Raw genomic sequence first — 12,354 nt, 5'->3', positions numbered from 1 at the left:
CTGATGTGCGGGCGTTCGCGCCGGGCGGGGACCTCCCGTCCGGCGCGAGCGCGCACCGAGGCGTGAACCCGGCATTCACCTGACGTCGGCGCGCAGTTCACCGGTGACCGACAGGTTCAGGACCATGACATCACGCACTTCAGGACGCTTCTCCCGCAAGCGCACCCGGATCGTCGTCGCGATCGGCGCCACGCTCGTCGTGGTGGGTACGGGCACGGCCGCCGCCCACACCGCGGGCTGGATCTCGGCCCCCTCGCACGACTTCGGCGCGACCGCCGACACCTTCTCCGGCCACGGCGAGGTCACCGGCAATGTGCTGCGGAACGACGTCGGCGCGACCGCGGTCGTACGGCACACGGACCCGAAGGACGGTACGGCGACGGTCGACGCGGACGGCTCGTTCACGTACACCCCGCGCCCCGGCTTCACGGGCACGGACACCTTCACGTACACGACGACCGACGCCGTGCGGCTCTTCAAGGACACGCGGCGCGACGGGTCGGCGCTGCCGCCGCTCGCCACGGTCGCGGGGCCCGGCGGCACGACCACGCGCATCTCCGGTGAGGGCTACGGCTCCTCGCTCGCGCCGGTGCCGGGCAGGCCCGGGCACTTCTACGGCCTGACCGACCGCGGTCCGAACGCCGACGCCCCCGACGGCAACAAGTCCGAGATGCTGCTCGACTTCACGCCGCAGATCGGCGAGTTCCAGCTCGTGGACGGCAAGGCGAAGCTCCTCAAGCAGGTCACGCTGAAGGGCCCGAAGAGCCGGGGCGGCGTCCCCTACAGCGGGCGTCCGCCGCACGACACGAGCGAGACGATCGACGACGTCAACGCGACGAACGCCAACGGCGGCAAGCCCGTTCCCGTCGCCAGGGACCCGTACGGCTACGACTCCGAGGGCCTGGTCGCGCTGCGCGACGGCACCTTCTGGGTCTCCGACGAGTACGGCCCGTACATCACCCACTTCGACGCCGACGGTTACGAGTTGGGGCGGCTGACCCCGTACCGCGACAGCGCCGACAACGCCTTCCACAAGATCGTCGGCTACCTGCCGGCCGAACTCGCGTACCGCGTCAAGAACAAGGGCATGGAGGGGCTGACGGTCACGCCGGACGGCTCGACGCTGGTGGGCGTCATGCAGTCCGCGCTCCAGCAGCCCGACCTCGGCGGTACCAAGGCCGGGAATGTGGCGGCGACCCGGATCATCACCGTCGACCTCCGTAACTACAAGGCCAAGCAGTACCTCTACCTGCTCGACAACCCGGCGACGACCGGCGCCGCGAACAGCGAGATCACCGCGCTGTCGAACACCACGTTCCTCGTCGACGAACGGGACGGCAACTACGAGCCGTTCGCCTCCAAGACGCTCTTCCAGGTCGACATCAACGGGGCCACCGACGTCAGCGGCCTGACCCTCGGCGGCAAGTCCCCCGAGGCGCTGGTCGGTACGGGCGGCACCAATGCGGCCCTCACCGCGCTCACGGCCGCGGGCGTCAACGTCGCCCAGAAGCAGCCCTATCTCAACGTCGGCACTCTGGTCAGCCAACTCGACCCCACCGGTGCCTTCTTCGCCCACGACAAGGTCGAGGGCGTCGCCACCGCCGACGCCGGCCGGACCCTCTACCTCTCCAACGACGACGACTTCGGCATCGACACCATCGCCGTGGACCCGGACGGCACCTGGACCGTCCACCAGAAGGTCCTCCCGCCCACGTCCAAGCCCGACAACGGCGAGATCCTGAGAGTCGACACCACCAAGCTCCCCGCGGTCCTCAAGACCGTGACGGTGACCGTCCGCGTGCGCTGACCCGCACCGGCATACGCCATACGCCCTCGGGCCGCCCGCTCGGGCAGAGCGGGCGGCCCGGCGGCCCGGCGGCCGGACGAACGGCTGGCGGTCGGCGGTCGGCGGTCGGCGGTCGGCGGTCGGCGGTCGGACGAACGGCCCAAGCGGAGCCCGGCGTTCTCCCTTGGCCGAACGGGATGTGCCGATACGATGACGGTCCGTGAGGCAGCCGGGGTCGGTGGGGGGCGGGCGGGGTGGATCCGTTGGTGTTGGCGGCGGGAACGACGCTGGTGAGTGCGATGGCCAGTGACGCCTGGGAGGACGCGCGGGCGACCGCGCTGGCGCTGTGGCGGCGCGTGCATCCCGAGCGAGTGGCCACCGTGGAGGCCGAGTTGGCCGAGGTCCGGACGGATGTGCTGGCCGCGCGGGACAGCGGGGACGCCGAGACGGAGACGCAGCTCGCCGCGGACTGGCAACGCAGATTGCAGCGCATGCTGGACGCGGACCCGGCGCTGGCCGCCGAACTGCGCCGCGTGCTGGACGAGTTGAGCCCGGCCGCGGCCCCGACGACGCCCGGGACGACGGTCACCCAGCGCGCCACCGTCTCCGGCCGCGGCAACCGCGTCTTCCAGGCGGGCGGCAGCATCCACCTCACCGATGCCCCCGACGCCTGACCCGGCCGGACCGGCCGGCACTCCCGCCACCGGCGGCCGAGCGGACGCCCGTTCGCTGGAGCAGACCGCGACGGCGTCCGGCGACAGCCGGATCAACCAGGCGGGCGGCGATATCTACTATGCCGCCCGCGACTTGTTCATGTACGGCGCCCGCGGCCGGACCGACCGGCGCGCCGACGGGCCCGCGGGCGACGACGACCGGTGCCCGTACCCCGGCCTGGCCCCCTTCGGCGTCGACCAGGCGCAGTGGTACTTCGGGCGCGATCCCCTGATCACCGAGGTCGTCGCGCAACTGGAGGCGGGCGGACCGCTGGCGGTGGTCGGCCCTTCGGGGTCGGGCAAGTCGTCGCTGCTCATGGCGGGTCTACGGCCCGCGCTGAGCGGCAACCGCTTTCCGGTGGAGGGTTCGCGGGACTGGCCGCAGCTCGTCCTGACGCCCACGGCGCACCCGCTCGCGGCACTGGCCGGACAGCTGGCCGCCGCGACCGGCGAAGAGGCCGCCGCCGTACAACAGGCGTTACGGACCGACCCCGGCGGCTACACCGACCGGCTCAGCGTCGCCCTGGCCGCGCGGGCCGGGGCGACCGGCGCACCGGCGCCCCGCCTCGTCGTGATCGTGGACCAGCTCGAAGAGCTGTTCACCCTCTGCACCGACGACACCGAGCGCCGCGCCTTCATCGACGCCGTCAGCCGTATGGCGCAGGAGCCCGCGCCTGGCCCCGCACCTGGCCCCACCCCTGGCCCCGCGCCCCACGGGACCCCGCCCCCGGTCCTGCTCGTCCTCGGCCTCCGCGCCGATTTCTACGGCCACGCCATCGCCCACCCGCGACTGCGCGCGGTGCTCAGGGGCCGCCAGGTCCTGGTCGGGCCGATGACCGAGGACGAGTTGCGCGCCGCGATCGTCGCGCCCGCCGAGGCGACCGGGCTGACGATGGAACCGGGCCTGGAAGAGCTGCTGTTGCGGGACCTCGGCGTCTTCCCCGACGACCCGACGGTCGGCGACCCCGACCCCGACGCGTGGTTCACCGCGGGCCGACTGCCGCTGCTGGCCCACGCGTTGCACATGACGTGGATACGGCGCAGCCGCAGTGCGCTGACCGTGGCGGACTACCAGGCCACCGGCGGAATCCGGCAGGCGATCTCCACGTCGGCCGAACGCGCCTACGCCGGACTGGACATGGCCGCCCGACAGGCGGCGGAGGCGCTGTTCCTGCGGCTCGTGCGCATCGGGCACGGCGCCGAGGACACCCGGCGGCGCGCGTCACTGGGCGAGTTGGCCACCGACGGCTCCGCGGCCTCGGCGACGGCCGCCGCGCTGACCGCGTTCAGCCGGGCCCGGCTGCTCACCCTGGACGGCGCCCCGGAAGGCGGCGAGCCGCACGGCGACGGGCCGCACGGCCACGGGCCCGAGGACGAGAGCCGCGCCGCGGCCCGCGTCACCGTCCAGATCACCCACGAGGCGCTGATCCGCGCGTGGCCCCGCCTGCGCCGCTGGATCGACCGCGGCCGGGCGGACATCCTGGTGCGCCAGGAGCTGGAGGAGGCGGCACGGGCGTGGAGCGAGCACGGCGGCTCCGACCACGCCCTGCTGTTCCGGGGCAGTCGGCTGGAGCGCGCGACCACCGCCGCGACCTCCGCCCCCGACCATCTGAGCCCGGCGGCACGGAACTTCCTCGCCGCCTCGACCCAACAGGCCGCGCGGGCCGCGCGATTACGGCGCAATGTCATCGCCGTGCTCACCGCCCTGGTGCTGATCGCCTCCGGCACCGCCGTCTTCGCCTTCCAGCAGCGCGCGACCGCGCAGACGCAGCGGGACACCGCGCGCAAGGAGCGGGACACCGCCATCGCGGGCCAGGTCGCGATCGAGGCCGACCGCGTCCGCACCAGCGACCCGTCGCTCGCCGCCCTGCTCGACCTGGCCTCGTACCGGATGCGGCCGGACGACGACAAGTACACCAACCTCCTGTCCTGGGCGAACGACCCGCTGGCGGCCCTGGTGCCGGGCGCGACGGGCGCGCCGGCCTTCAGCGGGGACGGCAGGCGGATGGCGACCAGGGCCGCGGACGGCTCGGTGACGGTGTGGGACAGCCGCGACCCGTCGCACCCGCGCCGCGTCGGGCGGGCCGTACCGGGCCTGAAGAGCGCCGCCGACGTGCGGTTGAGCCGGGACGGGCGACGGCTGGCGGTGTACGCGCCGCTCGCCCGCGACGCGTCCGAGGGCTCGGACGGGACGACGTCCGACAGCTCCGCCCCGCACCCCGTACTCGACCTGTGGGACGTGTCCGACCCGGCGCACTTCCGCCGCACCGGCAGCATGACGGGCACCGAGGACACCCGCATGGTCGCTTTCACCCCGGACGGACGGGAGTTCATCACCGCCGACGTGGGCGTCGACGGCGGGACCACGACGCTGTGGAGCCTCACCGACCCCGCCCGCCCGCGGCCCGGCGCCGAACGGCCGGGCGCGGCCGTCGCGTTGAGCCACGACGGACGCACCCTCGCGGTGTGGGAGGACGGCAACACCCTGCAACTCGTCGACGTCTCCGCGCCCGGCCGCTTCGAGGAGCTGCTGCCGCAGGGCCTGCAAGTGGGCGCCACGCTGACGCCCGACGTCGCCTTCTCCGCGGACGGCCGGTGGCTGGCCACCGCGGGCGACCCCGGCGGCAACGGGGAGCCGAGCACCCTGTCCCCGGAGACGCTGCGCGTCTGGGACCTGACCGTCCGGACCCGGCCCGCCCTGCACAACGAGCACCAACTCCCGCGCGGGGCGGCTCTGTCCATGGCCATGCGGCCGGACGGCCAGGTGCTCGCGACCGCAGGGGACGACCGTACGGTCACGCTCTGGCGCGTCGCCGACACCGGCCTGGCGTCGTCCTCGCTGGAGGAGGAGTTCCCGCATCCGCTCGTCGCGATGTACGCGCCGCTGGGCGGACACACCGAGACCGTGGACGCCTTGGCGTTCTCCCCGGACGGGTCCGCCCTGGCCAGCGGCGACGGCTCCACCGTCCGGGTCTGGGACCTTCCGCCCGCGGTCGCGACCCCGGGCGGCGCCGTCGACTCGATCACCGTCCTGCCCGGCGACAGGACGCTCGTCGCCGGAGTCGACGACAACTCCTCCGTCCCGCACTCCGCCGTCGGGCTGTGGAATCTGACGAACGCCCGCGGTCCGACGCCGACCGGCCGGCCGACGCCCGGACCCGACGGCCGGACCTCGGTCTTCGCCGTCAGCCCCGACGGGCGCACCCTGGCGACGGCCGTGGGCGACATGGACGTCGCCGCGGACGGGACCACGATCGCGCTGTGGAGCCTCGCCGACCCGGCCCGCCCCGCGCCGCTGGGCGAGCCCTTCGGCGAGCCCTCCGGAGCGTCGATCCGCAAGCTGTCGTTCACGGCGGACGGCAAGCGCCTGTGGTCCACCACCGCGCTCCACAGCAGCCTCTGGGACATCTCGGGCCCGGCCGGCCCCCGCCCCCTGGTCGCCGACTCACCGCTCCGGGGGAACCTGCTGGCCCTCGGCGCCGACGGGCGCCTCACCCTGACCGAGAACACCCCCGAGCCGTACCAGCTCTGGGACACCCGCGACGCCACCCGCCCGGCCGCGCTCGCCGCCATCCCCACCAGCGCCTACGGGGACTCCCGCTACGGCGCGTCGGCCGCCGCCTTCTCCGCCGACGGCCGCACGCTCGCCCTCTCCCACGACCGCACCCTGCGCCTGTGGGACGTCTCCGACCCGCACAGGCCCGCCGCCCTCGGCGGCCCGATGACCGGACACGGCGACCGGATCGAGTCCCTGGCCTTCGTCCCCCACACCTCGCTGCTGGCCAGCGCGAGCGCCGACAACACCGTCCGCCTCTGGGACGTCTCCGACCTCCACCACCCCGCGCCCAAGGGCCGCCCCCTGCCCGCCCCCGGCGCGGGCCCCCTCGCCCCCACCCACGACGGCCGCACCCTCATCACCTCCTCCGTCGCGGGCACCCTCCGCCTCTGGCCCCTCGCCCCCGACACCGCCGCCGCCCGCGTCTGCGCCGCCACCGCCAACGTCCTCACCGACGCGGTGTGGACCGCCCACTTCCCCGGCATTCCCTACCAACGGCCGTGCTCCTGACGCTCGTTCAGGGACCCGTTGCCCGCGGCGACGGAGGGCGGCTCGCGGTGGGCGACGGCAGCGCGGTGCCCGATCGACTTCAGCGGACCAGGATCAGTCCGCAACTGTAGGCGCGGGCGTGGCCGATGCCGCGGGTGAGCGCGGTGACGAAGACCTGGGGATCGGTGACAGTGAAGGTCCCCTTGATCTCGGCGCGGGCGATGCGGAGACCCTTGTGGGCCGCCGTGCTGGAGACCTTCGGGAGGATGCGCAGGGACAGGCGGTCGGTGTCGGTGTCGGCGCCGATCCTGGCCACGCCGTCAGGGGCGAGGGCTGGTTCACCGGCCGGCTGGAGGCGACGGGCGAACCACGCCTTCACGTGTTCGGGTCGGGTGTGGGCGACGCGGGTGCCACGCGTCTTCTCGGGTGCCCCGGAGGCGGGCGGACGACTGCGGACGGGATTGACGACCGTACGGAAAGCGACGTGCTCGCCGACCCGGAAGGTGCGGTCGATGGTGAGGGTGTGCGGTGGCTCGGCCAGCGCGCCCCGGGGGATGCGGCCCCAGTCGCCGGCGATGCCCGACTGCACCACGAGGGAGAGCTGGGCGGCGCGGAGGTCGACGGTCCAGGTCGACAGGATGCCCATCTGGGAACGGGCGTCGAGGCTGCCGTTCTCCACCCATCCCGTGAAACCGCTCATGACGGTCCTGTGCATGTCCTGCGCGTCGATCAGCGACTTGGCGGTGAAGGGATGCCGGGCGTCCAGCGTCAGGAGGGTGTGCGAGGTGACGAAGCGGGCGGCCGTGCCTGGCACGGCGGGTACGTCGGGCTTGGTGTTCACGGGATGATGTCCCATTCGCTGGCGTGCGGGGCGATGGTGATGCGGTGGCGGGTCTCCCACCGAAGGCCGTGCACAGGGCCGTCCGCGTCGAACCGTACGGGCTGGTCGTGGACGGGCGCGACGCCCGGAAGGGGGCGCGGACTCTCGATCCACGCCCAGGTACGTTCACCGGTCGCCGACGCGGTCGCATCACCGGACGCAGGAAGCAGGGATGTTGTCCCGAACACGCCCTTCAGGTCGCCGAGGACGACGCCCAACGCCAGATCCCCCGAAGGCGGGCAGGATTTGCGGCCGAGCCACAGCAGACGCTTCGGGTGTTCCAAGGCGTGCGCGACCCGCTCCAGCAACGCGCGGTCGTCGTGCTCCAGACCTACGAGGAAGGCCGCGTCGGCGAGGTACCAGCGCTCGGTGATCATGGCGTTGCGGCGGACCTGCCCCGGCACGAGAGCGCCCGAGACCGGGTCCGCGGCGATCAACTTCGGTGCCCCGTACCAGCTTTCCAGTCCGTGACGTCCGAAGGGCTCTGGGGTACGGGCCGCGGCGGCCGTGGCCGTACCCTCGGCGGTCCCCGCAGCCGCTTCCCTGGCCGCCTCCACAGCCGCCGCCCGGCGGTGGTCGGTCGCGAGGTCGCGCGGACGGATCGGGAACTTTCCTCCGCCGACCGTGTGGTAGTCGCGGAGCGGCGTGCCGGGGCGGTCCGCGCGGACGCCGAAGAGGACCGTGGCGAGTTCACCGAGAGGCTCTCCCCGCTCCAGGCCGAGGGCCGCCGCGCAGAGCCCGATGACACCGGACTTGGTGGGCCGCGTGTGGGTGTCACGACGCGCGAACCTGCTGGAAAGGCCCCAGGACTGCAAGGGCGCGGCCAGCCGGATGAGCAGGACGTGCGGCCGCGTCATCGAGTGAGGTCCTCGATCTTCTCCACCACGGTCACGGACACCGCCGGATCCCGTTCCGTCAGCAGATCGTCGATCCGGGGATCGTAGGTGAGGACCCGCGCGGTGCGCAGATCGTCGCGGCGACGGCTGACGAAGGCGTGGTGCCGCAGGAGCCGCCGGACCGCCGCGGGACCCGCGGGGCCTTCGCCACCGGCGCTCTCGGGTGACTCGTCGACGGGCAGTTGGAAGGCCGCCGCGTAGTTGTAGGGACGCTCGCCCTCGAACGCGAGGACCAGCGCCGGAAGCGAGCCGGTGGACGCGGTGGAGTTCTTCTTGGCCTCGGGAAACGCCTCCACGAAGGCGTTCACGAATTCCTTCTCGGCGTCGACCGCCGCTTCCTCCGCTTCGCCCTCCGTCATCCCCGCCACCCGCAGATTGAGCCGGAGTTGGGTGCGGTCGAGGACCGCGTGCCGGTAGAAGGTGCCGGAGATCAGCGACTGGTACCCGGTCATACCGGCGCCCGCGTCGTCCGCCGCATCGAGGAAGCTCAGGGCGTTCCGCTTACGGTCCAGCTTCGCGTCGTCGGCCGCCGCGTAGAAGTCCTCGATCTGCTCCGCCTCGTGAACGGTGAAGGCGTGGCCGCTCTGCACTGCCCCGTCGACATTCGGTGAGTCCGCGATCTCGGCGAGGAAACGTCCGTAGAGGGCGATGTCCACCGCGTCGCGAGGAGCGATGGCGAGCAGGACGGCGTCGCGGGTCGGTTTGGGGAGGGGCGGAAGCGAGTGGGACGCGGGCTCGGCCGCGGACTGTTCCTCGGCGGGCGGAGTGTCGGCCTGCTGCTTGGTCCCCCGGCGGGGCTTCTTGGCCGCCGCCTGCTGAGCCAGCAGGTAACTGTCGCGCCACGCCCGGAGATCGTCCGCGTTGTCGGCGATGTGGGCGGCGATCCGCGTGCCGGCGTCGGCGGGAGCGAAGATCAGCACCCTCGTCAGGTTGGCCACGGTCTTCTTGCTGAGGTCACCGAACTTCAGGCCGCTCGCCTCGATGATCGCGCGCGCCGTGACCAGCGCCTCCTGCTTCTCCCAGCCGTGCTCGGACTCCAGCACCCGGCCGGTGAGGATCGCCCACTCCCGCGTCCGGATACCCATGCTCCGGCCGGCGAGCGCGCCGAGGCCGGCGTTGGCACGGTTGCGGGCGTGGACGCGCTCGGCACGCCTGCGGGCCTGGCTGGTGATCATGTGCCGTTCGGCCCCGCCGTAGACCAGGCTCTTGGGCTGTCCGTTCTCGTCCCTTACGGGCAGAACCGCGACGAGTGTCTCGAGGAGGTGGAGGGAGAGGAACTGGCTTCGAGCGTCCTCGGTCACGTGGTCGCGTCCTTCCGCGTCGTCTGCTTGCTCTGCTGCTCCACCCGGCTGCGCGTCGGCGGAGTGTGGAACTCGACCGACCACTGGTAGGCGATACGCGCCTTGCGGTCGTTCCATCGGATCAGGTCCTCGGTGAGCTGGGTCCAGGAGGGCGGGGCCTGTTCACAGGCCCGGAGCCGAGTGACCGCGTGCTGGAGGTGTCGCCATGGGACGCGACGGCTGGCCACGATCCGGTCGAGGAGGCGTTGCGCCCCCGGATTGTCCGGCCCGCGTTCGGCACCGTCGCCGATCCGCCGGGCCGCGGCACCGAGGCTGCCGTAACCGTACGAGGGCGCCGGGCGGCCCTGGTGGTAGACCGCGAAGAGAAAGGCCACCCGCTCGAACAGCTCGCGGTGGTCGTCGCCGCCGTACCAGCCCGCCCTGATATGGGCGTTGGTCGGCTCCTTGGCGCGGCGCAGGTCGGCGAGCGTGCCGTACTCGCGGTTGCGTACGAGGGTGGTCAGCCAGTTGGTGAGGGCCGTGCTGTCGTGCGGGAAGGTGGTGGGGACGGCGAGTTCTTCGAGACCTTCGTCGTCAGTCATGCGCGCTCTCCCCTCGGAGTTCGGCGGGGGCCCTGTCGCCGGTCATGTCGTCCTCGAAGCGCTGCTCGGCGCGCGCCCGCGCGATGTGGCCCCGGCGGTTGGGCGGGAGGGAGTCGAGACGGTGGACGAGGAAGTCGCGGGCCGCGTCCAGCAGCGTGTCCGCGTAGACGATCAGGGGCTCGGAGACCGGGTCGTCGTCCTCCGCGTCCGCCGCGGCCACCTCCTCCAGGAGGTGATCGAAGGGCTGGGCGGCCGCGGGCCAGAATTCCCACCGGGCGTCGAACCGTGCCAACTGCCCGCTCTCATCGGCCGCGCGCACCGCCGGGAAGGCGTTCTCCAGGGCCACGACAGCCGCGCGCTTCAGGCTGAACGCCACGTACTCGGCGATGACCGATCCACGGCGGGACGCGCGGTACAGGTGCCGGGCCATGCCCGGGGCGTAGGGATAGCTGCCCTGTGTCCACGCCATCGGCAGCGACTTGTTGGCGAGCAGTCCCACCGCCCACATGTAGTAGGGAGCGCCTCGGCCCGTCTTCTCGTACGGCAACGCACGCAGACGCGCGTACAGCCCGGTCTCGGCGTCTTTCACCGCGCTGTACAGCGCGTGGGCATCCAGCCAGAGCGCCCTGGTCGGGGACGGCCACAAAGGCTTGACCTCCCCGTTCAAGGCCACAATGGGAACCGCGTCCTGGAGATGGCGCTCCACGTCCAGTTCAAGGACCTCTCCGGCGCCGATGAGGACGCGGTCCACCACGGTCTGACCGCCGGGGCCGCGACTGGGGTGCAGGAGGATGGAACGGCCGAGCGCGCTGTGAAGGTCGGCGGAACTCCTCGGCACCCGGGGCTCGGCCTTCTTGTCGAAGCCCCGGCGCTCGATCGCGCCGCCCGTCCACGACATGTTCATGGGCTCGCCCGGGCCCTCGGGCGGATAGAGGTTGAGCCGGAGCGTCTCGCCGAGAGTGCTGCCGAGGGCGACCACGCGGATACGTCCTTGCAGGCGGCCGGTGGACAGGTTGGTGACCGTCGGCCCAAGTCCTTCCCCCTTGCCCGAAATACGGCCACGGCCGTACGGGGCGTACGCGTGCTGGGTGAGCATGGCGCGGAACGCCTCAGCGGCGGGGAGGGGATCACCACGTTCGAGGTGGTGGTGATCGAAGAACTGGTTGTAGTCACCGACGCGTTCGATGAGCAACTGGGCGGTTCCCGTACCGCTTTCGCCCATGGACGCGGCAAGCATGCTGTTCTGCCCCAACGGCGTCGCCGGACCGAACAGGTCCCATGCGTCGTCCGGTTGCCCCACCAGCCACTTCGCCGCCTTCGCGAGACCACGCTTCTCGGTGATCCACGTACCCCACTCCTCGTCCGAGGCGGGGCAGACGCTCGCGGCGAAGCAGATGGCCATCAAGTACTCGATGACGGCGACGGTTTCACCCGGCGTGGCGCAGTTGACCGCACTCAGCTCATCGGCCCCGGCCAGCAGAGCGCACAACGAGTGATGAGCGGTGGCACCGTCGAGTGCCACGGCGGGAACGCATGGCTGATACCGAGGGTCCCAACTGAGCCGCGGCTCAGCGGACCCGCTGCTGCGCACTTCTGACAATGGCCGGCTACCGCTTTCTGCTTCATGGCCAGCGGGGGCACGATGGTGACGTTCCGGAACGACAAGGACACTAACAGTTGATCTTTCGAACGGTGTGGGTTTGAGATGGCTCGCCGCCTCCGGCGGGGGGAGGCGGCGGAAATCCCCGCACTCGCGGGGAGGAGCCCAAGCAGGGCCGCTGAGGCCGTCGACGGGCCATTCCCGCCGTGTACGGGAGTCTTATTCGCCGATTGCCGAGATCGGCCGTCCGGGCTTCCGACCCCTAGCCAGATCCGAGTCGATACGACCGCATACACTATGAGAACGCCGATTTACTCGGCTCCCTCGGCGGGTCCCCTGAAGCACACGGACGATCCCTGTTGGGTTCCGCCCCGCGGACACGGGACGGAACCCAACAGCGCAGCCGGGGACGGCCGCTCTTGGCGGTAGCCCCGCCAAGAAAAACGGCCTACTGCATGACGTAGCGCAGCAGCCCGGTCATCAGCGCGCTGATGACTGCGGAGACGCAGACGAACACAAGCGCGTCCGTATGTGCTCGTAGCCAGTCACGTA

General features: G+C 72.2%; 8 protein-coding genes. 3 read left to right on the top strand and 5 right to left on the bottom strand.

Translation table 11 applies throughout. The features are described from left to right. Positions 1 to 124 precede the first annotated feature (124 nt). From ACIP4Z_RS07555 to ACIP4Z_RS07545, 3 genes are all read left to right on the top strand, one after another. Complete coding sequence (locus ACIP4Z_RS07555; RefSeq protein ID WP_401305741.1) at positions 125 to 1,807, top strand: esterase-like activity of phytase family protein; 1,683 nt, start codon at positions 125 to 127, stop codon at positions 1,805 to 1,807. A gap of 278 nt (positions 1,808 to 2,085) precedes the next feature. Continuing rightward, on the top strand, positions 2,086 to 2,460 hold the full coding sequence (locus tag ACIP4Z_RS07550) for a hypothetical protein (RefSeq protein ID WP_391041696.1): 375 nt from the start codon (positions 2,086 to 2,088) through the stop codon (positions 2,458 to 2,460). After that, positions 2,444 to 6,565, top strand: a complete 4,122-nt coding sequence (locus tag ACIP4Z_RS07545) for an AAA family ATPase (protein WP_401305739.1) — start codon at positions 2,444 to 2,446, stop codon at positions 6,563 to 6,565. The genes ACIP4Z_RS07550 and ACIP4Z_RS07545 overlap by 17 nt, the downstream gene beginning before the upstream one ends. 79 nt (positions 6,566 to 6,644) lie before the next feature. Here the strand turns inward: ACIP4Z_RS07545 and ACIP4Z_RS07540 are convergent, their stop codons facing one another. From ACIP4Z_RS07540 to ACIP4Z_RS07520, 5 genes are read right to left on the bottom strand one after another with little or no spacing between them, the layout of a single operon-like run. Next, positions 6,645 to 7,385 carry a type I-E CRISPR-associated protein Cas6/Cse3/CasE gene (locus ACIP4Z_RS07540; RefSeq protein WP_401305737.1) on the bottom strand — a complete coding sequence of 247 codons (741 nt, stop codon included), beginning with the start codon at positions 7,383 to 7,385 and terminating at the stop codon, positions 6,645 to 6,647. Continuing rightward, positions 7,382 to 8,281: a type I-E CRISPR-associated protein Cas5/CasD gene (gene cas5e, locus ACIP4Z_RS07535; protein WP_401305735.1), complete on the bottom strand. Its 900-nt coding sequence runs from the start codon at positions 8,279 to 8,281 to the stop codon at positions 7,382 to 7,384. Before cas5e ends, ACIP4Z_RS07540 begins: the two co-directional genes overlap by 4 nt. Continuing rightward, the gene (locus tag ACIP4Z_RS07530) at positions 8,278 to 9,621 is read right to left on the bottom strand and encodes a type I-E CRISPR-associated protein Cas7/Cse4/CasC (protein ID WP_401305733.1); all 1,344 of its coding nucleotides are present in this window, start codon (positions 9,619 to 9,621) and stop codon (positions 8,278 to 8,280) included. The genes cas5e and ACIP4Z_RS07530 overlap by 4 nt, the downstream gene beginning before the upstream one ends. Beyond that, complete coding sequence (gene casB, locus ACIP4Z_RS07525; RefSeq protein ID WP_401305731.1) at positions 9,618 to 10,202, bottom strand: type I-E CRISPR-associated protein Cse2/CasB; 585 nt, start codon at positions 10,200 to 10,202, stop codon at positions 9,618 to 9,620. Before casB ends, ACIP4Z_RS07530 begins: the two co-directional genes overlap by 4 nt. Then, the gene (locus tag ACIP4Z_RS07520) at positions 10,195 to 11,724 is read right to left on the bottom strand and encodes a type I-E CRISPR-associated protein Cse1/CasA (protein WP_401305729.1); all 1,530 of its coding nucleotides are present in this window, start codon (positions 11,722 to 11,724) and stop codon (positions 10,195 to 10,197) included. Before ACIP4Z_RS07520 ends, casB begins: the two co-directional genes overlap by 8 nt. Positions 11,725 to 12,354 lie beyond the last annotated feature (630 nt).

Origin of the sequence: Streptomyces sp. NPDC088910, from assembly GCF_044749865.1 — a bacterium.
GTDB lineage: Bacteria > Actinomycetota > Actinomycetes > Streptomycetales > Streptomycetaceae > Actinacidiphila.
This window is presented reverse-complemented; position numbering and strand designations above follow the sequence as displayed.